Here is a 22,148-nt window from a genome sequence, read left to right as displayed (position 1 = left end):
CCCCGGGGTTTCAGGATTGGGCACTTTCCTGGCTGAGTTTTTTTCAGCCCCAAGGGTTTCGAGCCCCTCCAACCCCCCGGAACGACAGGCCTGTCGCAGGGTACGGTTCTGGCAACAGCGCGGGTATGACCCTGGCCGGCCCTCCGCACGATTCTCCAGGATTGCAGGCATTCACGGTGCTCATCGCCCGGGGGGTGCAGTCCACCGTGGACGGACTTTCGGCCGAGGTCCGGCGGGCGGTGCTGGCCGAGTTGTTCCGCATGGGCGCGGAGGCCTCCGAGAATCACTCGGGACACACGCCCTGTCCTCCCTACACCCTGCGCCTGGACGTGGCGGACTGCCGGATGCACGTGGAGCTGGACCCCATGCGCACCCGCCTGTCCCTGACGGGCCTCACCCGGCCCCGGCCGCACTAGAGGGCGCGGTGAACGAGCGGTGGACGTATGGGCAGATGCTGCCCCGGCGCGCGGGCTACGAGGAGAGCTGGGAGCTCACCTACCGCGTGGAGCAGCTGCGGGAGCTGGTGGGCCACGAGCTGCGCTTGGACTCGGCGCTCGCGGAGGAGCTGGACGACACCCTGGCCCGCCTGGTCCAGCGCAACCAGCGCCTGCGCGGCCTGCATCGCATGATGACCGCGGACCGCGAGCCGGAGGACCTGGTCATGCACCGCGCCGCGTTGGAGGACCTGGACCGGCAGCTGCTCCAGGAACTGCCCGGGCTGCTGGAGCGGCTTCGCGCCACCATCATGTAGCGTTCTGTCCCGCGTCGTTCGTCGTCCCGCGGAGGCCTGTCGGTTTCCGACTTCTGCCCGGGCCCTGCTTCTTTTCACCAGTCTAATTGGAGTGTTGATCAACTGGTGGAAGAGGTAGGGACAGCCCAGTTGGGGACAAGTCAGCAAGCTCGCGGATTCATTCACGAATCGGCGATCTGCTACATGTGGGCAAATTGCCGGTTTCCCCCGGGCATCCACAACGCCGTTTCCGTGCCCCGGGTTGTCCACAGGGCCATCCACACCATCCACAGGTGATCCACAGGGACCTGGGGGTCGTGCGGGCTGGCATGCGGGCCCCTCCTTCGCGGGTTCCACCGGCAAGAAAGACCCGGGATGCAACAGCCCTGTTATGGTCCGGGCGGCTTTCTTCACGACGCGGGCGCCCTCTTTCCATGGCGCTGGAGGATGAGCTCATCGACTTCCATCGGGGCGAGCGCATCGGGAAGTACGAGGTGCTCACGCAGCTGACCGTGGGCGGCATGGCGGAGCTGTTCCTGGGCTACACGTCGGGCCCGGGCGGCTTCCGCAAGTACGTGGTCATCAAGCGCATCCTCCCGGACGCGCGCTCCAATGATCAGTTCGTCCGCATGTTCCTGGACGAAGCGCGCATCACCGCGGCCTTCAACCACCCGAACATCGCGCAGGTGTTCGACCTGGGGGAGGAGGACGACGGGCTCTACCTGGCCATGGAGTTCATCGGCGGGCAGAACCTCAACCAGGTGACCAGCGCGTGCATGAAGAAGCGCCAGCCGGTGCCGCTGGCCTTCACCCTGTCCGTGGCCCGCGACGTGTGCCTGGCGCTGCACTACGCGCACACCTTCACGTCCGCTGGCGGCGAGGCGAGCCCCGTCATCCACCGCGACGTGGCGCAGAAGAACATCATGGTGACGTACGACGGCACCGTGAAGCTGCTCGACTTCGGCATCGCCAAGGCGAAGAACAGCCTGGAGCGCACCAACGTGGGCACGGTGAAGGGCACCACCGGGTACATGTCCCCGGAGCAGGTGCGCGGCGATTCGCTCGACGGCCGCAGCGACCTGTTCTCCGTGGGCGTGGTGATGCACGAGCTCATCACCGGCGAGCGGCTCTTCGCGGGCAAGACCGAGCGCGACGAGATGGTGAAGATCCTCGAGGACGCCATCCCGTGGCCGTCGGTGCTGCTGCCGCACGTCTCCGAGGACATCTCCCGCGTGGTGATGCGCGCGCTGGAGCGCAACGTGGACCGCCGCTACCCGTCCGGGCGGGACATGGCGCGCGCCATCGAGAAGGTGGCTGGCGGCAAGCTGATGGACGCGGACCAGCGCGCCGCGCTCATGAAGAGCCTGTTCGCGGAGCGCATGGCGGCCACGCGCTCCCTGCTGGAGAGCGCGGACGTCACCACGAGCAGCCAGGTGCTGGCGTCGGCGAAGCGGGCGCTCCAGAAGGATGACGGCCCCTACCTGCCGGAGCGCAAGGCCACCGCGCTCAGCGTGGTGGAGGCGCGCAAGAAGGCGGAGATCGCGAAGATTCGCGCGGAAGGCCCCGGCAGCGACGAGACCGCGCCCCCGGTGAAGCGCTCGAAGCTGGGCAGGGTGTGGGCGCTCATGTCGCTGTCGCTGTTCCTGGGCCTGGCCTACGGCGCGTTCCGGCTCACCCAGCTGCTGGAGGCCGAGGAGAAGGCGCCCCCTCCCCCACCCATGGGCCTGGGCGCCATGGTCCCCATCCTGCCGCCCAACGCCCCCGTGCCCGGCGGAGACGTGGCCGTCGTGGAGCCGGACAAGGACAAGGATCGCGACACCAAGGACCGCGACACCAGGGACAAGGACCGCGACCGGGCAGGCGCGAAGGACCGGGACAACGACCGGGACGAGGTCACCACCAACCGGGGCAGCCGCAAGGGCAAGGGCAAGGGCGAGGTGACGCTCTTCCTGGACGAGCCCGCGGAGATCTTCCTCAACAACAAGTCCCTGGGCCGCGCACCGTTGGTGAAGCGCTCCTTGCCGGTGGGACAGGCGGAGCTGATTCTGGTGGGCGAGGACAAGAAGCGCCGCGTGCTCGCCGTGCCGGTGGAGACGGGCAAGCCCGTGCGCCTCAACCTCAAGCTGAGGGAGCTGCCGGGCCGCTAGACCCCCGTCCGTTCCAGCGTGGACGAAGGCATGCTCGAAGGAGCGGCAAGGGCGGAGGGCGTCCGCTATCTTCCGCCCTTCATGGCCCTCTCCCTAGGCTTCCTGATGGACCCGCTCGAGAGCGTGCGGGTGGACCACGACACGACGTTCTCGCTGATGCTGGAGGCACAGCGGCGGGGGCACGACGTCTACTACTTCGAACAGGGGTGGTTGCGCTTCAACGGCCGGTGCTCGGAGGCGCGCATGCGCCGGGTCCGGGTGCGGCGTGAGGTGGGGCACCACTTCGACGTGCTGAGCGAGGACGTGCGGCCGCTGTCGAAGCTGGACGTGCTCTTCCTGCGCAAGGACCCGCCGGTGGACGCGGACTATCTGCACGCCACGCAGCTGGTGGAGCTGTGTCCGGACCGCGCCCCCATCTTCATCAACAACCCGTCCGGCATCCGCGACGCGAACGAGAAGCTCTTCACGCTGAACTTCCCGGACCTGATGCCGGAGACGCGCGTCACGCGTGAGCTGTCCGTGGTGCTGGAGTTCGCGGCGAAGAACGCGCAGGGCACCATCCTCAAGCCCATCGACGGGTTCGGGGGTAAGGGCATCCTGTTCCTCGCGCCGGGGGACCGCAACGCGCGCTCCATGGTGGAGCTGCTCACGCAGGGCGGGAAGGAGCCCATCCTCGCGCAGGCGTACGTGCCGGAGAGCCGCCTGGGCGACAAGCGCATCATCCTGGTGGACGGAGACCCGGTGGGCGCGGTGCTGCGCGTGCCGTCGGACGCGGACCACCGGGGCAACATGGCCGCGGGCGGCACGCCGATGAAGGCGGACATCACCGAGCGCGACCTGCTCATCTGCAAGCGCCTCAAGCCGTCGCTCCAGGAGAAGGGGCTGACGCTGGTGGGCATCGACGTGCTGGGCGACTACCTGACGGAGGTGAACGTCACGAGTCCCACGGGCCTGGTGGAGGCCAGCCACCTGGACGGCGTCTCCTGCGAGGCGCGCGTGCTGGACGTCGCCGAGCGGATGCACGGCGCGCGCTGACCGTGGAGCCCGTCAAGCTGGAGGACGGCGAGACGCTGGACTCCATTGGCACCGCGGACGTGCGCGTGTTCCAGCGCCGCACGGGCTACCGCTTCACGTTGGACGCGGTGCTGCTGGCGCACTTCGCGGCCACCGAGGGCGGCGACCTGCCCGGGCCCGTGCTGGAATTGGGCGCGGGCAGCGGCGTGGTGTCGCTGCTCCTGGTGAAGCAGTTCGGCGTCGCGGGCCCGGTGGATGCGCTGGAGTTGCAGCCCGCGGTGCACGGACGGCTGACGCGCGCGGTGGCGCTCAACGGATGCGAGGGCCGGGTGCGGCCGGTGCTCGGGGACCTGCGGCAGGCGCGGTCGCTGTTCACGGCCGGGACCTATGGGCAGGTGGTGTCCAACCCGCCGTTCCGCCGGGCCGAGGCGGGCGTGGTGAGCCCGGACGCGGAGCGGGCCATGTCCAAGTCGGAGGTGGCGTGTGATGCGCCGTCCGTGGTCGCGGCGGCGCGGCATGCCCTGCGGCCCGGGGGTGGCGTGAGCCTGGTGTATCCGGCGGCGCGGCTGGCGGAGGTGCTGGGGGTGCTCGCGGGCGCGCGGTTGTTCCCCCGGGTGCTGCGCTCCGTGCATGCGCGGGTGGACGCGCCCGCCACGCGCTTCCTGGTGCAGGCGCTGAGAGACCAGGACCGGGGCCTGTCGGTGCGTGCGCCGCTCATCGTCCATGGCGAGGGACCCGGCGGCTACAGCGCGGAGGTGGCGGCGCTGATGGACGTGCCGCTGGCGGAGCGGAACGGGGGTTGAGTGCCCGGACGCTGAGCGTCGGGCCCTGCGAGCGTCGGGGCCGGATGGGCGGATGCGTCACAACGTAAGGGGCACTTCACCTACCGGACGTCCGCGTCCCGACGAGGAGAGCCCCATGAACGTGACGATGCTCAACGAACAACCCTCGCTGCTGAAGTCGGCCGCGTTGCTGCCGCCGCGCCTGTCGCTGGGCGCGACGATGATTCATCACGGCCTGGCGAAGCTGAAGAAGGAAGGCATCGAGGAGCAAGCGGGCATGTTCGAGCAGCTGGGCATCAAGCCCGGCAAGCCGTGGCTGCTGGCCACGGGCATCACGGAGCTGGTGGCCGGGGTGAGCTCCATCCTGGGCATCGCGACGCGCTTCACGGCGGTGTCGGTCATCGTCACGCAGGCGATGGCCATCGCGAAGGTGCACAGGAAGAACGGCTTCGACATCACCAAGGGCGGCTACGAGTTCAACGTGGCGCTCATCGCCATCGCGCTGGGGACGCTGATGCGCGGGCCGGGGCGGCTGTCCCTGCACAGCGCGCTGGAGCGGCGGGTGAAGCGCCGGGAGCTGAGGCACTTCCGGCTGCTGCCGCGTCAGCGCCGGGGCTCGGTGCTGCTCGACGCGCTCGGGTAGCCGGGGCCAGGGCCTTCAAGGGGTGTAGGGGTGTCGCCTGCCCGGCTGCCAGCGAACCGGGCACGCCGGTGGCGCCCCTGCCCCCGCTTCATCCCGTAAGATGCGCGGGCCATGGCCCCCCCGTCCGTCCTGCTGATGCTGGCGCTCGCCGCGCCCGCCGCGTCCGTCCCCAACTTCTCCACAGCCGAGTCCTCCAGCACCGCGCGCCTCACCGCGGCGGGCGTTGCCTCCGTGCGCTCCGTCATCCGGGATGCGGGCACCGGGCGGCTGGAAGCCGCGGGCATGGCCTCCGTGCGAGGGGCGATGGGGAGCTCGCGGGTGACGCGGCAGCTGGATGCGGCAGGACTCGCGTCCGTGACGGCCGCCACGCGGAACCGTCCCAATGACTCCGAGACGCCTGTCTCCGTGCGGATGCCCGCGGGCGTCGCCGAGTCCATCCCGACGCCGCCCCGCGAGTCGAACACGGTGCCAGCCACGGGCGCCGCGCAAAGCCAGACAGAGTCCCTCTCCGAAGCAGGCCGCATCGCCGTGGAGGCCAGCCTCGGTGCCCTGCGCGCCGCCGCCATCACGATGCACGGCAAGGCCTCCGCGTCCGGCCTCGCCACCGTGGGCAACCCGGACGAGCACTACGCCCGGGGCGTCGCGGCCCTCCAGTCCAAGGATTCGCGCACCGCCATCGCGGAGCTGTCCGCGTGCGTGCAGGCCGCGCCGTCCCGCGCCGACTGCCGCTGGGAGCTCGGCTGGGCCTACTCCGTCGAGGGCCGCTGGGCGGACTCCCTCACGCAGTGGACGCAGGTGCGCGCGCTCAATCCCAACCAGCCGGACCTGGAGGGCGCGCTCACGCAGGCCCGCAGCCAGGCCGCGCTCCAGGCGAAGCTCGCGCAGCCGGTGGACAGCACGCCCCGCCCGCCCCCGCCGCCGGGCGCGAAGCTGCGCATCCGCGCCGCCGGTGACCTGATGCTCGGCACCACCGTGCCGGAGGGCTACCTGCCCCCCGAGGGCGGCGGCAGCGTCATCGCGGCCGTGCGTCCCCTGCTGGAGGACGCGGACCTCACCTTCGTGAACCTGGAAGGGCCGCTCTGCGACACCGGCCGCACCACCAAGTGCCGCTCGCCCGCGAACTGCTACGCGTTCCGCTCCCCCACCTCCTTCGGCGATTACCTGAAGCAGGCCGGCGTGGACGTGGTCTCCACCGCGAACAACCACTCCGGCGACTTCGGCGAGGAGTGCCGCCGCGCCACCGAATCCACGCTGGACGCGCTGGGCATCGCCTGGAGTGGTCCGCCGGGCAGCGTGGCCACCGTGGAGCGCAACGGGCTGAAGATTGGACTGGTGGCCTTCCACACGTCCGCGGGCTGCAACCACCTCAACAACCTGCCCACCGCCACCGCGCTGGTGAAGCAGACCGCGGCCACGCACGACATCGTCATCGTCTCCTTCCACGGCGGCGCGGAGGGCGGCAAGGCCCTGCACGTCCCGGCCGGCAAGGAGATGTTCTTCGGCGAGGACCGCGGCGACCTGCGCGTCTTCACCCACGCGGTGGTGGACGCGGGCGCGCACCTGGTGCTCGGCCACGGCCCGCACGTCGCGCGCGCCATGGAGTTCTACCAGGGCCGTCTCATCGCCTACTCCATGGGCAACTTCGCCACCTATGGCCGCTTCAACCTCAAGGGCCCGCAGGGCCTGGGCATGATTCTCGAAGTGGAGCTGGACAGCCGTGGCGGCTTCTCCAACGGCCGCATCCTCCCCACGAAGCAGATGGGCGAAGGCATCACGCAGCCGGACCCGGCCGCCAACGTCGTCTCGCTGGTGCGCAAGCTCACCACCGAGGACTTCCCCGACACGGGCGCCCGCATCGCCGACGACGGCCGCCTCTCTCCGCGCAAGTCGCCCATCACGGCCTCCAGCACCGCGCCGTAGCGCCGAGTCTTCACGACAACGCCGCACCCGCACCCACGGAAGCCACAGCCTCCGTGGGTGTTTTGTGTGTCACGCATCGCGCATCACCGTCAGGGAATGCGTGCTTTGTTGAAGCCGGGCTGCTGCCTGGGCTGGCGTGCGCTTCATTGCGCCTCCAAGGGTGCCGCGCCGTGCAAGGCATGCGTGGGCGGCGTGCGCTAAGACAGCCTTCGACGTGCCTGCCCATCGACTCCCACGACTGACTTCGCTGCGCCCCTTCGAATACCCCGGCTATTTCGCCGTGTGGCTGGGCGCGCTCATCTCCAACATCGGCACCTGGATGGAGACGGTGGCGATGGGCGTGTACGTCACGCAGACCACCGGCCGCGCGGAGTGGACGGGCGCCATCGTCGCGCTGTCCTTCCTGCCCGCGGTGGTGCTGGCGCCGGTGGGCGGCGCGCTGGCGGATCGCTTCGACCGTCGCGCGTACGCGGGGCTGGGCGCGCTGCTCCAGGCGGCGCTCGCGGCCGTGCTGACGGTGCTGGCGTTCCGCGGGCAGCTGTCGGTGTCCGTCATCGGCGTCATCTCGTTCCTCAACGGGTGCGTGAGCACGCTCACCTATCCGGCCTTCTCCGCGCTGCTGGCCGAACTGGTGCCGCCGGAAGACCTGCACCTGTCCACCAGCCTCAACTCCGCGCAGTTCAACCTGGGCCGCATCATGGGGCCCACGCTGGCCGCGGTGGTGTTTCAGGCGGGCGGGCCCGCGTGGGCGCTGCTCGCGAACACGCTGTCCTTCTTCGCGGTGCTGGTGGCGCTGTGGCGCGTGGTGCCACCGGCCCGGGACCCGTCCGTGAAGCGCGAGCCGCTCTGGGATGGCATCCGCCGCGGCATCACCGTGGCGCGCGACGACGAGGACATCTCACTGGTGCTGGTGGCCACTTTCTTCGTGGCCGCGCTGGTGGCGCCCTTCATCGGCCTGGTGCCGGTGTTCGCCATCCGTGAGCTGGGTCAGGGCGCCGCGGCCACGTCGCTGCTGGTGACGTGCCAGGGCGCGGGCGCGGTGACGGCGGCGCTGTGCGTGGGCACGCTCGCGGAGCTCTGCGGGCAGCGCAAGCTGCGCGGCTACTCGGCCACGACCATCGCGGTGCTGTCGGGCGTGTACTGGCTGGCGCCCACGCTCCAGGTGGCGGCGGTGTGCATCTTCTTCCTCGGCGCCAACTACCTCATCCTGATGAGCAGCCTGAGCGCGTCCTGCCAGGGCCGCGTGCCGCGTGAGCTGCAGGCCCGCATGGGCAGCCTCTACAGCATGGTGCTGGGCGCGGGCTATTCGCTGGGCGTCTGGTTCCAGGGCGCGCTGGCGGACCGCATGCACCTGCGCTTCGTGACCATCGGGAGCAGCGCCGTCTTCCTCGCGCTGGTGCTCAGCACGCGCCTGCTCAAGCCCGCGCGCTTCGAGAACGAGCCCCTGGCCCCGGCGGACGTCCAGCCGTTCTCCGACAGCGCGCACTGACGCGCGCCCGTCAGTCCTCCTCCAGGTCCCGCTTCAGCTTCGTCAGCAGCTTCACCGCGTGGGTGGCGTAGGAGCTGATCCACCGCGAGTGGATGTCCTGGATGGGCGCCGCGTTGAGGTGGTTCCACCGCGTGCGCCCCTCCTTGTGGGACAGCACCAGCTCCGCCTTCTCCAGGACCTTGAGGTGCTGCATCACGGTGCAGCGGTCCAGGGTCTTCTCGAAGTGCTCGCACAGCTCCCCGGTGGTCCGGGGCGCGTCCTTCAACAGGTCCAGGATGGCCCGCCGGCGCGAGTCCGCCAGCGCCTTGAAGATGAGGTCGTCCTGGTCGCTCCTTGACATGTTATATTTCTATAACCTATTTGCGGGCAGGACCAGTTCACGACCAGGGGTGCCCCATGGAGCCGAAGTTCCAGGTGCAGTTGAAGATCCGCAAGCCGGTGGCGCAGGTGTTCGAGGCGGTGGTGAACCCCACGAAGCTGAGCGGCTACTTCGTGAAGACGAGCAGCGGTCCGCTGGCGCAGGGCACCACGGTGAAGTGGAGCTTCGCGGAGGCGCCGGGCGAGTTCGACGTCATCACGCGCGAGGTGATTCCCAACGAGCGCATCGTCTTCGAGTGGCCCGCGGACGACAGCTACAACACGCGCGTGGAGATGCGCTTCGTGCCGTTGGACGCAAGCAACACGATGGTGAAGATCAGCGAGTCCGGATGGAAGCCGGATGAGAAGGGCATCACGGCGTCCTACGGCAACGCGGGTGGCTGGATGCACATGATGCTCTGCCTCAAGGGTTATCTGGAATACGGCATCAACCTTCGGGAGGGCGGGGCGTTCTGAAATCCGCGACGCGGGGGAATGTCGCGGCCAGACTGCCGTTCCCTCGCGCCCCGTTCCGAAGGAGCCCCATGTCGTCCGTTCGCGTCCCCGCCCTGCTCCTGTCCGCCCTGCTCCTCTCCGCGCCCACCGCGAACGCACAGGAGTCCAAGCGCGCCCCGGAGGCGCTGGGCCTGGGCATGGAGGGCTACCCCTACCCTGCCCCCGTGCAGTTCCTGCCCGTGAAGCTGGAGGGTCAGGACCTGCGCATGGCGTACATGGACGTGAAGCCCACGGGCAACGCGAACGGGCGCACGGTGGTGCTGCTGCACGGCAAGAACTTCTTCGGCGCGTACTGGAAGGACACGATTCGCGTCCTCACCGGCGCGGGCTACCGCGTCGTGGTGCCGGATCAGATTGGCTTCGGCAAGTCGTCCAAGCCAGCCATCGCGTACAGCTTCCACACGCTGGCGTCGCTGACGAAGCAGGTGCTGGATGAAGTGGGCGTGAAGCAGGCCGTGGTGGTGGGTCACAGCATGGGCGGCATGCTCGCGACGCGCTTCGCGCTGATGTACCCGGAGGTGACGACGCAGCTGGTGCTGGAGAACCCCATTGGCCTGGAGGACTACCGCGAGTCCGTCCCCTGGAAGTCCACCGAGGACCTCTACCAGGAGAACCTGAAGGCCACGGAGGAGGGGCTGCGCAAGTACCAGCGCGGCTACTACGTGAAGTGGAAGCCCGAGTACGACGAATACGTCCAGGTCCTCTACCGCCAGACGCTCAGCGGTGAGTACCCGCGCCTGGCCTGGGTGTCCGCCGCCACGCAGACGATGATCTACGAGCAGCCGGTGGTGCACGAGTTTCCGTTGGTGAAGGTGCCCGCGCTGGTGGTGATTGGTCAGGAGGACCGCACGGTGGTGGGCAAGGGCAGCGTGCCGCCCGCGCTGCTGCCGAAGCTGGGGCAGTACCCGGCGCTGGGGAAGAAGACCGCCGCGGCCATCCCGGGCGCCACGCTGGTGGAGATCCCGAACGTGGGCCACATCCCCCACTTCGAGTCGCCGGAGAAGTGGCACGCGGCCCTGCTGGACTTCCTGCGCAAGGTTTCGAAGTAACCTGCGCCGCATGCATCGCATCCGCGTGGTGCGCCACGCGTCCGAGCGGGGCGGCTGGGAGATGGCGCTGGCCACGCCGCCCCCGGCGCTGGCGCCGCTCATCCGGGACTACTGCGGCTTTCGCGAGGCCATGCCCCAGCCCATGCGCCGGCAGGAGCTGCCCGGCGTGCAGGTGGTGCTCATCCTGGAGTTCGGTCCGCTGCTGAAGCACCTGGACGACGCGGGCCAGGTGACGCGGCATCGCTCCGGCTTCGTCGCGGGGCTGGACGAGCGCTGGAGCACCACCGAGCACAACGGCGAGTCCCACGGGCTCCAGGTGAACCTCACGCCGCTGGGGGCCAGGCGCCTCTTCGGCCTGCCCATGCACGAGCTGGCCCACCGGGTGACGGGCCTGGAGGACCTGTGGGGCGGGGAGGCGCGGCGGCTGGTGGAGTCCCTGGCGGAGGCGCGGGACTGGGCGGCGCGCTTCGCCATCGCGGACGCGTTCCTGCTCCAACGCGCGGAGCGGGGCCCCGCGGTGGACGCGGGCGTGAAGTGGGCGGTGGAGCGCATCCAGAGCACGGGAGGCCAGGTGGACATCGCCACGCTGGCGAGCGAGCTGGGCCACAGCCACAAGCACCTCATCCACCAGTTCCACGAACAGGTGGGGCTGCCGCCGCGAAGGCTTGCGCGCCTGTTGCGTTTCGACCGGGCGGTGGAGCGGATCAAATCCGGAGGCCCGGTGCGCTGGGCGGAGTTGGCGCTGGAGCTGGGCTATTTCGACCAGGCACACCTGAACCGGGACTTCCGCCAGTTCACCGGCGGGCCGCCGTCCGCGCTCCTGCGGCGTGCGCTTCCGGACGCGGGCGGGTTCGAATCCGGCGCGTAGGTAAAATCCGTCCAAGAAAGGCCGGGGGTGGATGGGCAGGATGCGTGGTGAAAGGAAGACACACCATGTCCCTGCCCAGCCTGTATCCCTTCGTCCACTACGCCGACCCCGAGTCCGCCCTGCGCTTCCTGAAGCAGGCCTTCGGCTGCGAGGAGCGGGTCGTCTACCGCAAGCCTGACGGCGCCATCGCCCACGTGGAGCTGACGCTGGGCCACGGGCTCGTGATGTTCGGCGGCGCGGAGGGCGGCCGGCTGAAGATGGCCGCGTCGAAGGACGTGCCCCTGAAGAACCAGGGCATCTACGTGGTGGTGACGGACCCGGATGCGCTGTACGCGCGAGCGAAGGCAGCGGGCGCGGCCATCGCGATGGAGCTGCACGACACGGACTACGGCTCGCGGGACTTCAGCGCGCTGGACCCCGAGGGGAACGTCTGGAGCTTCGGCACGTACCAGCCGCTCGCGGTGACTCCGCCGAAGGGGTGAGGCGCCTTCGTCGACGGGGCGGTGCGTCCATGCAAGGCTTTCCGCATGAAGCTCTTGCTGGGACCCATCCTGTACGCCCGGGCGCAGGCCACGCCGGACCCGAAGTCCCACGACGTGTGGAGCTTCTTCGTCAACGTGTTCCTGGACAGCACGTCAGCGAAGAAGCCTCCGGCGTTGAGGCTGTGCTTCCGCGACGCGAAGGGCAAGCGGGTCGCCGCCTTCGACGAGGTGACGGCCGCTGCGGACCTCACCGCCCTGCCCAAGGACACCCGGGGCGTGGTGTGGCGCTGGGAGGTCATCCTGCCGCGCACGGACGTGGCGCAGCGGCTGTCCTATCACTTCGAATCGACAGACACGCCCGGCGTGCCGGTGACCTTCGAGCGTCCGCAGCCGCGAGCTGACCGGCCGTGGTCCTCGAAGGTCGTCCCGCCGGAGCCGCTGGTGGTGGCCGACGTCATCGTGCCCGCGAAGGGCGTGTCGCCGAACATCGCGTTCTTCTCCTGCAACGGCGCCAGCCGTGCGAGTGATTGGAGCAACCTGGCGCAGCCCTTCGCCCTATGGGAGCGGATGCTGCAACAGCATCAGCAGGATCCGGCGGATCCGGCGAAGACGCCGGGCTTCCAGCTGTTGCTCGGGGGAGGCGATCAGCTCTACGCGGACTCGTTGCACAACACGATGGATGTGTTGAACGCGTTCATGAAGTTGCCCCGGTCGGAGCGGTTGAAGCTGCCGGTGCCGGACGGGCTTTCGGAGAAGCTGTTCGCGGAATACGTCTGGCTCTACCGGGAGCGGTGGGGCGGGAGCCAGGGCATCGCGCCGGTGCTGCGGCGGGTGCCGGGCCTGTTCATGTGGGACGACCACGACATCTTCGACGGGTGGGGTTCGCACGAGGAGCTGCAGCAGGCGCCCTGGTATCGGGCCCTCTACAGCGCGGCGGCGCAAGCGTTCGAAGCCTTCCAGCGGGGCTTCTTGGAGCAGCCGGCGAAGGCGCGCGAGCCAGACGACCGGGGCGTGGTGAAGCCCGCGCAGCACTATTTCCAGACGTTCTGTTTCTCCACGGCGGACTGCGACCTGGACGTGGTGTTGCTGGACCTGAGGAGCGGCCGGACCAGCCGGGTGCTGGACACCGGAGACGCGCATCCGCAGACCGAGTTCACGGTGATGAGCCGGTCACAGTGGGACGCCTTCGACGCGTGGCGCGAGGAGCACCGCCAGCGGCCGGAGAACGGCAAGAAGGCGAGGCACGTGTTGGTGGTGTCGTCAGTGCCGCTGGTGCACTTGCGGTTCGGTCCAGCGATGGAGCGGATGAGCGGAGGGGGCATCGAGCTGCGCGACGACCTGTTGGACCAGTGGGAGTCCTCGGTGCACCGGGGCGAGCGCACGCGGTTGTTGATGAACCTGTTCTCGCTGGCGAAGAAGTCCTACTGCGCGGTGACGGTGTTGTCGGGGGACGTGCACGTCGGAGCGAGGGCGCGCGTGCGTTCACGCAATCCGGACCACCTGGTGCCCGCGTTGGGCACGGTGGGGGAGGTGTTCATCGAACAGGCGACGTCCTCGCCCATCGTGCATCCGCCGCCGGGATGGCTCGCGTTCAAGGGGATGCTGGCGTTGTCGGAGGATTCCCGAGAGGACCTGCCAGGGTTCCTGCAGACGGAGCTGTTGCCGGTGGGCAAGGAGCTGTACCTGCGGGACCGCAACTGGCTGTCCATCCGGCTGGAGCGGCCCAAGCACCGGGACACGACCGCGCGTCCGAAGCTGTGGGTGAAGTGGATCGCGGAGAAGGAGAACCTGCCGATGGAGGTGGTGGTGGAGCCACCGCCCTTCCCTGCCGTGGGCTGAGGGTTTCAGCGGACCGGAAGCTCGCGGAAGGAGATGCCGGTCCAACCGCCCTGCTCCACCGCGTCCTTGAAGCGGTCCGTGCCGACGAGGACGGTGCTGTAGTCGCCCAGGCGGAAGAGGTCCGTGTCCGTTGGTAGGGATGCCGCGTCGAGGATGAGGTCGTCTGGAAGGCGAAGGCCTACGCGCCCGCAGGTGGGACAAGGCGGTTCCAGGTCGGGGGGAAGACAGTCGCGGTGCATCCGGCCGCGCAGTTCGAGTTGGAGCTCGAGGAGGTCCGGGGGCGTCTTCTGACGGAACCGCAGCTCCGTCTTGCATCCGAGGAGTCCTCGGATCCCGGCTGCCTGGAGACTGTCAAAGGCGTCACGGCGCACGACGATCCAACAGCTTTCCAGACCCGAGAAGGGAGCGAACTGGCCTCGTGCATGGCCTACCAGCGGGCCGAAGGTCGTTCCGGGGGCAAGCTCGGAGCCTGGGGGCGCCAGTGGGCGTACCAGTTCGCGGAGACGCGCGAACTTGTGGAAGGGCTCGGGCCGGGGTTCTTCGAACTCGCCTCGTTCGGGAAGATTCGACAGGTCTACCGCAGGGTAATGGTCTCCCCAGGTGGACCAGGTGGCGCCACATCCTGGGCAATCCTTGATGCCAGGCAGGCCCCACTTCGGTGCGGCATTGAAATCCCCGCTGGAGGGGGTCCAGATTGCTTTGTCGCGACGAAGATCAAAGAAGCGGGTCATGGTCTCTGGAATCGAATCACCGGAGTTCAGTTGTACCGCTGGATGGGACCACCCAACAGCTGAAACCGATAGATGAGTTCCCCAGCGTGTTTGAAGATCTCTGGAGGCTTGGCGAACCTGTTCGCCTTGCTGAACTCGCGCCAGGCTTCATTCCACATGCCCCCGTTGGGCCCATTGCTGTGGATGCGCCGGTGGACATGCACGGGGATGGGGATCGTGTACTGGTGGATGTCGACGCCTTGTCTCTTGAACCACATGGCCAGGTCCGGGGCCTGCGGGAAGATGTGGTGCTTCTCGAACTTCCCCGCCAGCAGCTGCCGCTGAGGAGGCACGGGCTTGGGGATCCCGTGCCACGGGAACACCATCACGGGTTCCACATCACCCGGCAGGCCCATGCTGCCGCCCCAGTTGCGCCGGGGACCGCTTCCCGGCGCGGGAGCCACCGCCACGGGTGGAGGCCGGGGCGGCAGACCCCGCGCCAGCACTATCTCCCCAGGTACGTCCTCGCACCTGAAGAAGCCGCACGCTGTGTCCCCACAGACCAGGGTCACACAGGCATCGCTGCTCGCGTCATTACACTCCGCTTCGGCTTCATCCCAGCGCTGCTGGAGCGGCGTGCTGGACGCGCACGCCGCCATCCACAGCGCCAGGAACGTCAGGATCTTTCGCATGGCGGCAAAACCTACTCATATCCGGTGTCCCTGTGACCAACGTCAGACTTGAAGACCTGTGCAACGCAACGACCCTCGCCGCCCTTCACCATCCCCGGTGGGATCCGGAGCTCCGCACCTTCGAGGGGCTCAATCCCTGCACCTTCTGGAACAGCGACACAGGCGTGGATGTCTCCGGAAGCATCGACACGGGTCGAGGCCCCTATGTCTTCCAGATCAACGGTCCACTCAAGACGAAGGACCACCTGCGTCTCTGGACCGACGACTATCATCCCGGTCTGGTCATCGTTCGTGGCGATCTGCACGCCCGAACGCTGTCGTTCGGCAACGGAGCGCGGATCTTCGTGGAGGGCTCCGTCCTCGTGGAGGACTGTCTCTTCGGCCAGTACGGAGACCACAACGCGGTCCTCAGTGCCAAGGGTGAGCTGCGGGCCCGGGCGGTCTTTCTCGAGAACACCGCCCGCGTCTACGCGGACGAAGGCATGCGGTCGCTCATCTATGCGCCGCTGGGAAGTTGGGATCCCCTGATGCCAGACATCGAGAACGAAGGCATCGGGGATGGCACTGGGTTCTTCGACCCCTCGGTGCTCGACCGTTACGGCGACCTCGACTTCCGCCGGGCCATCGAAGCCGCCCGTGCTGGGAAGCCCCTGTTCCTTCCCGGTGTCGAAGAGCGCTTTCCCCAGCGACTGTCTTCACGAAAGACAGAGTAGGGCTTCAAGAGCGCACGGGCAGCTCGCGGAAGGAGATGCCGGTCCAACCGCCCTGCTCCACCGCGTCCTTGAAGCGGTCCGTGCCGATGATCATGGTGCTGAAGTTGTCCAAACGGAACAGGTCCGTGTCCGTGGGCAGTGAAGCAAGGTCGAGGATGGGATCATCCGGACGTCGGAAGGCCTGCCGCCCGCAGGTGGGACAGGGTGGATCCAGGTCGGGCGGAAGGCAATCACGGTGCAGCAGGCCGCGCGGTTCGATCTGGAGCTCGAGGATGTCCGGAGGCGTCTTCTGCCGGAACCGCAGCTCCGTCTTGCAGCCCAGAAGTCCACGGATGCCCGCGGCCTGGAGGCCATCGAGTGCGTCGCGGCGGATGAGCATCAGCGAGGTCCCCTGCCAGGTGAAAGGCCCGAACTGACCGGACGCAGTGCCCGTGAGCGGACCGAAGCTTGTGCCGGGAGGGAGCGATGCATTCGGTGGCACCAGTGGGCGCACCAATTCGCGGAGACGGACGAGCTCGTGAAACGGCTCGGGTCGGGGCTCTTCAAATTCCCGATGCTCGGGGATGAGCGAAAGGTCCACGGCGGGGTATTGACGCCCTGATCCACCCCATGTCAGGCCGCACCCCGGACAATCTTTGAGACCAGGCAAGAGCCATTTGTGCGCGGCATCGAAGTCTCCGCTGTAACGGGAGGTGGCTACCTCGTCGTCACGCAGCCAGAAGAAGGAGGGCATGGATCGTCAAGCCTCGGTGGAATGAGGGCTCAGTTGTACCGCTGGATGGGACCACCCAGGAGCTGGAAGCGATAGATCAGCTCCCCGGCATGCTTGAAGATTTCTTGAGGGGGAGCGAGGTCGTTCGCGTTCTTGAACTCGCGCCAGGCCTTGTTCCACAAGCCTCCCTTGGGACCATCGCTGTGGATACGCCGGTGAACGTGCACGGGAATGGGGATCGTGTACTGGTGGATGTCGATCCCCTTGCTCTTGAACCACTCAGCAAGGTCCCGCGCCTGCGGGAAGATGTGGTGCTTCTCGAACTTCCCCGCTGGCAGCTGCCGCTGAGGAGGCACGGGCTTGGGGTTCCCGTACCAGGGGAACACCATCACCGGTTCCGCACCGCCCGGCAGGTCCATCCCGGGCCCCCAGTTACGCCGAGGCCCGCTTCCCGGCGCGGGAGCCATGGCCACGGGTGGCGGCCGGGGTGGCAGTCCCCGGGCCAGCACCACCTCCCCGGGCACGTCCTCGCACCGGAAGAAGCCGCACGCCGTGTCCCCACAGACCAGGGTCACACAGGCGTCGCTGCTCGCGTCACCGCACTCCGCTTCGGCTTCGTCCCACCGCTGTTGAAGCGGCGTGCTGGACGCGCACGCCGCCATCCACAGCGTCAGGGCCAGGAACGTCAGGCTTTTCCTCATGGCGGAAAAGCCTAACACCCACGCTCAGGGCAACGGCCCCTCCACCAATCGCAACACATCCGCGAGCACTCCCGCCGCCGTCACCGCCGCGCCCGCGCCATACCCTCGAATCACCAGCGGCGTGGGGCTGTACCGCTCCGACAGGAAGCTGAGCGCGTTCTCGCCGCCCTTCACCGCCGCCAGCGGATGCTCCATCGGCACCGGCACCAGGCCCACGCGCACGCCCTCCGGTCCCACGCTGCCCACGTAACGCAGCACCTTCCCTTCCTTCCGGTGCGCGTCCACCCTCCGCTGGAAGATCTCGTCCGCCTGCGGCAGCCGCGCCAGGAACTCCGGCAGCGGTCCCTTCGCGTCGAACTCCTCCGGCAACAGCGACGCCAGCGCCACCTCCTCCAACTCCAGCGACCGCCCCAGCTCTCGCGCGAGGATGAGCACCTTGCGCGCCACGTCCGTGCCCTCCAGGTCGTCGCGCGGATCCGGCTCCGTGAAGCCCTTCTCCATCGCCGTACCCACCGCCTTCGACAGCGGCACCCCGGCTTCCGTCAGCCCCAGGATGAACGACAGCGAACCCGAGAGGATGCCCTCCACTCGGTGCACCGTGTCTCCCGTGCGCAGCATGTTCTTCAACGTGTCGATGACCGGCAGCCCCGCCCCCACGTTCGTCTCGTAGAGGAACTTGCGCTGGTGCCGCACCGCCGTCTCCCGCAGCGCCTTCCAGTGCTCCTGCCGCCCCGCATTGGCTTTCTTGTTCGCCGTCACCACATGCAGCCCGGACGCCATCAACGCGGGATAACCCAGCGCCACGTCCTCGCTGCTCGTGCAGTCCACGAAGATGGGCCGGCCCGGACGCCGCGCCTTCGCCCACGCTCGGAACGTATCCAGCGTGAAACCAGACTCGCTCGCCTCCAGCCGCGCTTTCCACCCGTCCAGCGCCACGCCCTCCGGCGCCACCAGGCTGTGTCTGCTGTTGGCAATGGCACACACCCGCAAATCCAACCCATGCGCCCGCAGCTTCGGCGCCTGCTGATGAATCTGCCGCAACAGCTCCCCGCCCACCGTGCCCACGCCCGCCACCAGCAGCTCCACCACCTCCGTGGTGCCAAAGGCCTTGCGGTGCACGTGTGCCATGGCACGCGGCCCGTCTTCCCTCGAAATCACCGCGGAGATGCTGCGCTCACTGGACCCCTGCGCGATGGCCGCGATGCTGCAATCCACGTCCGCCAGCGCGCTGAAGAACGTCCCCGCCACGCCCACCCGGTGCCGCATCCCGTCTCCCACGATGCTCAACACCGCGAGCCCCGGCTGGTGCTCGATGGGGTCCACCTTCCCCGCCTCGCGCTCCACCTCGAACTCGTCCTCCAGCGCCAGCACTGCCCTGCTGGCCTCCGCCTCCCCCACGCAGAAGCTGATGGAGGACTCGCTGGAGCCCTGGGTAATCAGCACCACGGAGATGGACGCCAGCGCCATCGCCTCGAAGACGCGCGCGGCCGTGCCCGGCACGCCCTTCAACCCCGCCCCCGCGATGTTGATGAGCGCGATGTCCGGCAGGAACGACAACCCCCGCACCGGATGCCGCGAAACCGGCGCCGTGGCCGTCACCTTCGTGCCCGGATGCTCCGGCCGGAAGCTGTTGCACACCCGCACCGGGATGCCCCGCTCCCTCGCGGGGGCAATCGTCTTCGGATGCAGCACCTTCGCTCCGAAGTAGGCCAGCTCCATCGCCTCCTCGAAGCTCACCTCTTCCAGCGCGAACGCCTCCGGCACCAGCCGCGGGTCCGCGCTGAAGATGCCGTCCACGTCCGTCCAGATCTCCAACAGCCGCGCATCCAACGCCGCCGCCGCCAGCGCCGCCGAGTAGTCCGACCCACCGCGCCCCAGCGACATCGTCTTGCCGCGCGCATCCCCACCGAAGAAGCCCGGCATCAACATCAGCCCCGCCCCGCCCTCACGCAGCGTCGCGAACCGCGCGCGGATCTCCTCCACCCGGGGCGTCGCCTGCAGCGGGTCCCCTGAGCACACCAGCGCCTGCCTCGGGTCCACGCTCACGGGCGCCAGGCCCCGCGCATCAAGCATCGCCGCGAGCAGCAGACACGACGCCCGCTCTCCCAGTCCCGACAGGTGCGCCAGCACCGACGGCGAGCACTCCCGCAGCAACCCCACGCCCTGCAACAGCCCTCGCAGCTCCACTCCCAGCGCCACCAACCCCTCCGCCAGTGGCCGCGTCTGCGCGGGCTTCAGGTCCACGCTCAGCGCTTTCGCGATGGCTGAATGCGTGTCGTCGAACCGGGCGCAGGCCTCCTGCACGGACTCGCCCTCCTGCGCCACCTTCGCCGCCTCCACCAAGAGATTCGTGATGCCCGACACCGCGGACGCCACCACCATCACCCGCTCGGCCTTGCGCGCCTCCTCCACCAGCGCCACCACTCCGCGCATCCGTTCCGCATCTCCGACACTGGTGCCACCGAATTTCATCACGCGCATGACACGGACTCCTTCCGGAACGACGGGACTCGGTGGCTGGGGCGGCACATCGGAAGCGGCGTCATGCGGGTCCTCGGGGGTGACGACTGGCAGATGGGGCAACGAAAAAGCCCCGCGCTCGGGAGGAGCGCGGGGCCGGGTTCGGAAGGAGGGACCTTCAGGAGGTCCGCTTCGGAAGTCAGGCGGTCCGCGCTCCGCGAGGAGTCAGGCCGGTGCGAGTGCAAGTCTCGGTCATCACGGTCTGGACGCGCGCGCCCACGGAGGACGTCGTCCCCTCGTGCCGCTGGCTGTTCCCGCTGCGTCCAACCATGGAGTCCCCATCCTAGCCGCTTCCGCGCGCCAAGGTCAGGGGGCAGGCGACCAGCCCCCCGCCCCAGGGCTCCCACCGTGGTGCATGCGGCCAGGGCTGCCGACATTGAGCGTGTGTGAGCTGTCCCACCCCCTTCAGGAGCGACCCATGGCCACCCGCAAGAAGAGCGACACCGCCCACAAACCCGGCTTCGCCAAGGACCGCGTGGAGCGGGGGCTGGAGGCGGACGACACCAAGCCCCTGTACGCGGACGACGCCAAGCACTCCACCGAGGAGCAGAAGTTCGCCTTCGACAGCGACGCCCCCGTCGGCGGGGATCGCAACAACCCCCAGAGCGTCCTCGATGACGTCGACGACGAGGAGCGCGAGGAGCGCGGCCGCCTCAGGGCCGAAGCCCGCCAGGAAGAGAACGAGCCCACCCGGGAATGAAAAAAACCGGGGCCCCGACACCCACGTCGGGACCCCGGCTTCAACATCTCGAAGTGAAGCGCTGCGCTACTTGGACGCCGGCGTCTCTTCCAGCGTGAGCTTGCCCAGGTTGAGCGGCGTCACCTGCTCCTGGATGACCAGCGGGTCGCCCACGAGCACCACCTGCATGTTGGCCGGGTCCAGGTAGGACTCGGCCACGCGCTGCACCTCCGCGGCGCTGGCCTTCTCCAGTCCCTCCACGGTGCGCTTGAACTCATCCATCGGCCGGCGGTGGAAGTAGAGATTCGCGGCGCTGACACCCAGGCCCTCCACCGTCTCGAAGGCGCCCGGGAACGCGCGGATGAGGCCTTCGCGCGCCGCGGCCAGCTCCTTCTCCGTGATGGGGTTGGACTTGATGCCGGCCAGCTCCTTGATGAACTCGTTGAGGGCCGGACCCGTCACGTCCTTCCGCACGGCCGCGTACGCGGTGAGCGGTCCCACGCCCAGGCGCGTGCCCAGGTGCGCGTTGGCGCCGTAGCTGTAGCCCTTGTCCTCGCGGATGTTCATGTTGAGCCGGCTGCCGAAGAAGCCGCCGAACACCGTGGTGGCCAGCTCCAGCGGGAACTCGTCCGGGTGGCCCGTGGCGAGGCCAGGACGGCCCACCAGCACCACCGTCTGCTCCAGGCCCGGCTTGGGCACCACGCGCACCAGTTGACGCGGAGGCGCGGGCGGCGCGGGCGGCGGCTTGGGCGCCACGGCCCCGCCCTTCCACCCGCCGAAGTACTTCTTCCCCCACTCCATCGCCTGCGGGAGCGTCACGTCGCCGGTCATGATGAGCGCGGCGGCGCGAGGGCCCGTGTTCTTCGTGTAGAAGCTCTTCGCGTCCGCCAGCGTGAGCGACTCCACCGTCTTCGGCGTGCCTCCGGACGTGTGGCCGTATGGGTGGTCCGCGCCGAACACGGCCTGGTAGTAGGCCTGCTGCGCCAGGAAGTTCGGGTCGCCCATGCGGCGCACCAGCTCGCCCAGCTGCTGCTTCTTGCGCCGCTCGAAGGCCTTCGCGTCGAAGGTGGGCCGCAGGACGACGTCCGACAGCAGGCTCATCGCCGCGTCCACGTTGGTCGTGAGCACGCGCGCGCCCACGAAGGCGCCGTCCGGGTCCACCGACAGCGCGGGCGACACGCCCAGGTCCGCGAACGCGTTGTCCAGCGCCACCGTGTCGCGCTTGCCCGCGCCCTCCAGCAGCATGCGGTAGGACAGGTCCGCGATGCCCAGCTTCGCGGCGGGCTCCTGCGACCCGCCCGCGGCGAAGGCGATGCCCACGAACACCAGCGGCAATTCCTTGCGCGTGCTGACGATGACGGTGAGGCCGTTGTCCAGCTTCGCCTGCTCGAACGTGGGCAGCACCAGCTCCGGCGGCTTTCCGGGCTTGGGCTGCTGGTCGCGGAACGCCTCCGCGTCCGGAGCGGGTGTCTGGGATTGCTGCGCCGTGGGAGGCGTCTCGGTGGGAGGCGTCTCCGCGGGCTTCGTGGTGGCGCAGCCGGCGACGGACAGCGTGAGGAGGGCAGTGAGGATTCGGCGGTGCATG

General features: G+C 68.8%; 22 protein-coding genes. 15 read left to right on the top strand and 7 right to left on the bottom strand.

Going from position 1 to position 22,148, the window contains the following annotated elements; translation table 11 throughout:
* Window positions 1-161 precede the first annotated feature (161 nt).
* From D7V77_RS10670 to D7V77_RS10635, 8 genes are all read left to right on the top strand, one after another.
* Window positions 162-416: a hypothetical protein gene (locus D7V77_RS10670; RefSeq protein WP_233596798.1), complete on the top strand. Its 255-nt coding sequence runs from the start codon at window positions 162-164 to the stop codon at window positions 414-416.
* 8 nt (window positions 417-424) lie between these two features.
* Window positions 425-751: a hypothetical protein gene (locus D7V77_RS10665; protein WP_233596797.1), complete on the top strand. Its 327-nt coding sequence runs from the start codon at window positions 425-427 to the stop codon at window positions 749-751.
* A gap of 413 nt (window positions 752-1,164) precedes the next feature.
* Window positions 1,165-2,877 (top strand): serine/threonine-protein kinase, encoded by a 1,713-nt coding sequence (locus D7V77_RS10660; RefSeq protein ID WP_120576156.1) that lies wholly within the window; start codon window positions 1,165-1,167, stop codon window positions 2,875-2,877.
* 81 nt (window positions 2,878-2,958) lie between these two features.
* Window positions 2,959-3,912: a glutathione synthase gene (gene gshB / locus D7V77_RS10655; RefSeq protein ID WP_120576161.1), complete on the top strand. Its 954-nt coding sequence runs from the start codon at window positions 2,959-2,961 to the stop codon at window positions 3,910-3,912.
* A gap of 2 nt (window positions 3,913-3,914) precedes the next feature.
* Window positions 3,915-4,694: a tRNA1(Val) (adenine(37)-N6)-methyltransferase gene (locus D7V77_RS10650; protein ID WP_120576155.1), complete on the top strand. Its 780-nt coding sequence runs from the start codon at window positions 3,915-3,917 to the stop codon at window positions 4,692-4,694.
* Between the two features lie 115 nt (window positions 4,695-4,809).
* The gene (locus tag D7V77_RS10645; protein WP_120576154.1) at window positions 4,810-5,316 is read left to right on the top strand and encodes a DoxX family protein; all 507 of its coding nucleotides are present in this window, start codon (window positions 4,810-4,812) and stop codon (window positions 5,314-5,316) included.
* 111 nt (window positions 5,317-5,427) lie between these two features.
* The gene (locus D7V77_RS10640) at window positions 5,428-7,236 is read left to right on the top strand and encodes a CapA family protein (protein WP_120576153.1); all 1,809 of its coding nucleotides are present in this window, start codon (window positions 5,428-5,430) and stop codon (window positions 7,234-7,236) included.
* A gap of 214 nt (window positions 7,237-7,450) precedes the next feature.
* The gene (locus D7V77_RS10635) at window positions 7,451-8,725 is read left to right on the top strand and encodes an MFS transporter (RefSeq protein WP_120576152.1); all 1,275 of its coding nucleotides are present in this window, start codon (window positions 7,451-7,453) and stop codon (window positions 8,723-8,725) included.
* A 10-nt stretch (window positions 8,726-8,735) separates the two neighbouring features.
* On the opposite strand, the gene D7V77_RS10630 is transcribed toward D7V77_RS10635, so the two are convergent.
* On the bottom strand, window positions 8,736-9,065 hold the full coding sequence (locus D7V77_RS10630) for a metalloregulator ArsR/SmtB family transcription factor (protein WP_120576151.1): 330 nt from the start codon (window positions 9,063-9,065) through the stop codon (window positions 8,736-8,738).
* Window positions 9,066-9,121: 56 nt separating this feature from the next.
* Between D7V77_RS10630 and D7V77_RS10625 the strand changes: the two genes are divergently transcribed.
* The 5 genes from D7V77_RS10625 to D7V77_RS10605 all read left to right on the top strand — a co-directional run bounded on the left by D7V77_RS10625 (window position 9,122) and on the right by D7V77_RS10605 (window position 13,836).
* Window positions 9,122-9,559, top strand: coding sequence for an SRPBCC domain-containing protein (locus D7V77_RS10625; protein ID WP_120576150.1), 438 nt, complete (start codon window positions 9,122-9,124; stop codon window positions 9,557-9,559).
* A gap of 68 nt (window positions 9,560-9,627) precedes the next feature.
* On the top strand, window positions 9,628-10,647 hold the full coding sequence (locus D7V77_RS10620; RefSeq protein WP_120576149.1) for an alpha/beta fold hydrolase: 1,020 nt from the start codon (window positions 9,628-9,630) through the stop codon (window positions 10,645-10,647).
* A 10-nt stretch (window positions 10,648-10,657) separates the two neighbouring features.
* The gene (locus D7V77_RS10615; protein WP_120576148.1) at window positions 10,658-11,515 is read left to right on the top strand and encodes a helix-turn-helix domain-containing protein; all 858 of its coding nucleotides are present in this window, start codon (window positions 10,658-10,660) and stop codon (window positions 11,513-11,515) included.
* A 65-nt stretch (window positions 11,516-11,580) separates the two neighbouring features.
* Window positions 11,581-11,997 (top strand): VOC family protein, encoded by a 417-nt coding sequence (locus D7V77_RS10610; RefSeq protein WP_120576147.1) that lies wholly within the window; start codon window positions 11,581-11,583, stop codon window positions 11,995-11,997.
* A 45-nt stretch (window positions 11,998-12,042) separates the two neighbouring features.
* Window positions 12,043-13,836, top strand: a complete 1,794-nt coding sequence (locus D7V77_RS10605) for an alkaline phosphatase D family protein (RefSeq protein ID WP_120576146.1) — start codon at window positions 12,043-12,045, stop codon at window positions 13,834-13,836.
* A 5-nt stretch (window positions 13,837-13,841) separates the two neighbouring features.
* On the opposite strand, the gene D7V77_RS10600 is transcribed toward D7V77_RS10605, so the two are convergent.
* The gene (locus D7V77_RS10600; RefSeq protein WP_120576145.1) at window positions 13,842-14,567 is read right to left on the bottom strand and encodes a double-CXXCG motif protein; all 726 of its coding nucleotides are present in this window, start codon (window positions 14,565-14,567) and stop codon (window positions 13,842-13,844) included.
* A 26-nt stretch (window positions 14,568-14,593) separates the two neighbouring features.
* On the bottom strand, window positions 14,594-15,238 hold the full coding sequence (locus D7V77_RS10595; protein WP_120576144.1) for a TIGR02269 family lipoprotein: 645 nt from the start codon (window positions 15,236-15,238) through the stop codon (window positions 14,594-14,596).
* A 32-nt stretch (window positions 15,239-15,270) separates the two neighbouring features.
* On the opposite strand from D7V77_RS10595, the gene D7V77_RS10590 reads away from it, so the two are divergent.
* Entirely contained in the window at window positions 15,271-15,951 is a 681-nt protein-coding gene (locus D7V77_RS10590) for a hypothetical protein (RefSeq protein WP_120576143.1), read from the top strand.
* Window positions 15,952-15,955: 4 nt separating this feature from the next.
* Here the strand turns inward: D7V77_RS10590 and D7V77_RS10585 are convergent, their stop codons facing one another.
* From D7V77_RS10585 to thrA, 3 genes are read right to left on the bottom strand one after another with little or no spacing between them, the layout of a single operon-like run.
* Window positions 15,956-16,684, bottom strand: coding sequence for a double-CXXCG motif protein (locus D7V77_RS10585; RefSeq protein ID WP_120576142.1), 729 nt, complete (start codon window positions 16,682-16,684; stop codon window positions 15,956-15,958).
* Window positions 16,685-16,713: 29 nt separating this feature from the next.
* Window positions 16,714-17,364, bottom strand: a complete 651-nt coding sequence (locus D7V77_RS10580; RefSeq protein ID WP_120576141.1) for a TIGR02269 family lipoprotein — start codon at window positions 17,362-17,364, stop codon at window positions 16,714-16,716.
* 24 nt (window positions 17,365-17,388) lie between these two features.
* Entirely contained in the window at window positions 17,389-19,845 is a 2,457-nt protein-coding gene (gene thrA, locus D7V77_RS10575) for a bifunctional aspartate kinase/homoserine dehydrogenase I (protein WP_120576140.1), read from the bottom strand.
* 457 nt (window positions 19,846-20,302) lie between these two features.
* On the opposite strand from thrA, the gene D7V77_RS10570 reads away from it, so the two are divergent.
* Window positions 20,303-20,584, top strand: a complete 282-nt coding sequence (locus D7V77_RS10570; protein WP_120576139.1) for a hypothetical protein — start codon at window positions 20,303-20,305, stop codon at window positions 20,582-20,584.
* Between the two features lie 66 nt (window positions 20,585-20,650).
* On the opposite strand, the gene D7V77_RS10565 is transcribed toward D7V77_RS10570, so the two are convergent.
* The gene (locus tag D7V77_RS10565) at window positions 20,651-22,147 is read right to left on the bottom strand and encodes a pitrilysin family protein (RefSeq protein ID WP_120576138.1); all 1,497 of its coding nucleotides are present in this window, start codon (window positions 22,145-22,147) and stop codon (window positions 20,651-20,653) included.
* Window position 22,148: the final 1 nt, after the last annotated feature.

Origin of the sequence: Corallococcus sp. CA041A (genome assembly GCF_003612075.1) — a bacterium.
Classification (GTDB): Bacteria; Myxococcota; Myxococcia; order Myxococcales; family Myxococcaceae; genus Corallococcus; species Corallococcus exiguus.
This window is presented reverse-complemented; position numbering and strand designations above follow the sequence as displayed.

Bases quoted from the DNA above. Each gene is read 5' to 3' on its own strand.
- D7V77_RS10595 (WP_120576144.1), bottom strand. From the start codon at position 15,238: ATGCGAAAGATCCTGACGTTCCTGGCGCTGTGGATGGCGGCGTGCGCG.
- D7V77_RS10660 (WP_120576156.1), top strand. From the start codon at position 1,165: ATGGCGCTGGAGGATGAGCTCATCGACTTCCATCGGGGCGAGCGCATC.
- D7V77_RS10620 (WP_120576149.1), top strand. From the start codon at position 9,628: ATGTCGTCCGTTCGCGTCCCCGCCCTGCTCCTGTCCGCCCTGCTCCTC.
- D7V77_RS10645 (WP_120576154.1), top strand. From the start codon at position 4,810: ATGAACGTGACGATGCTCAACGAACAACCCTCGCTGCTGAAGTCGGCC.
- thrA (WP_120576140.1), bottom strand. From the start codon at position 19,845: ATGCGCGTGATGAAATTCGGTGGCACCAGTGTCGGAGATGCGGAACGG.
- D7V77_RS10580 (WP_120576141.1), bottom strand. From the start codon at position 17,364: ATGAGGAAAAGCCTGACGTTCCTGGCCCTGACGCTGTGGATGGCGGCG.
- D7V77_RS10600 (WP_120576145.1), bottom strand. From the start codon at position 14,567: ATGACCCGCTTCTTTGATCTTCGTCGCGACAAAGCAATCTGGACCCCC.
- D7V77_RS10565 (WP_120576138.1), bottom strand. From the start codon at position 22,147: ATGCACCGCCGAATCCTCACTGCCCTCCTCACGCTGTCCGTCGCCGGC.
- D7V77_RS10610 (WP_120576147.1), top strand. From the start codon at position 11,581: ATGTCCCTGCCCAGCCTGTATCCCTTCGTCCACTACGCCGACCCCGAG.
- D7V77_RS10605 (WP_120576146.1), top strand. From the start codon at position 12,043: ATGAAGCTCTTGCTGGGACCCATCCTGTACGCCCGGGCGCAGGCCACG.
- D7V77_RS10585 (WP_120576142.1), bottom strand. From the start codon at position 16,684: ATGCCCTCCTTCTTCTGGCTGCGTGACGACGAGGTAGCCACCTCCCGT.
- gshB (WP_120576161.1), top strand. From the start codon at position 2,959: ATGGCCCTCTCCCTAGGCTTCCTGATGGACCCGCTCGAGAGCGTGCGG.
- D7V77_RS10630 (WP_120576151.1), bottom strand. From the start codon at position 9,065: ATGTCAAGGAGCGACCAGGACGACCTCATCTTCAAGGCGCTGGCGGAC.
- D7V77_RS10615 (WP_120576148.1), top strand. From the start codon at position 10,658: ATGCATCGCATCCGCGTGGTGCGCCACGCGTCCGAGCGGGGCGGCTGG.
- D7V77_RS10625 (WP_120576150.1), top strand. From the start codon at position 9,122: ATGGAGCCGAAGTTCCAGGTGCAGTTGAAGATCCGCAAGCCGGTGGCG.
- D7V77_RS10570 (WP_120576139.1), top strand. From the start codon at position 20,303: ATGGCCACCCGCAAGAAGAGCGACACCGCCCACAAACCCGGCTTCGCC.
- D7V77_RS10640 (WP_120576153.1), top strand. From the start codon at position 5,428: ATGGCCCCCCCGTCCGTCCTGCTGATGCTGGCGCTCGCCGCGCCCGCC.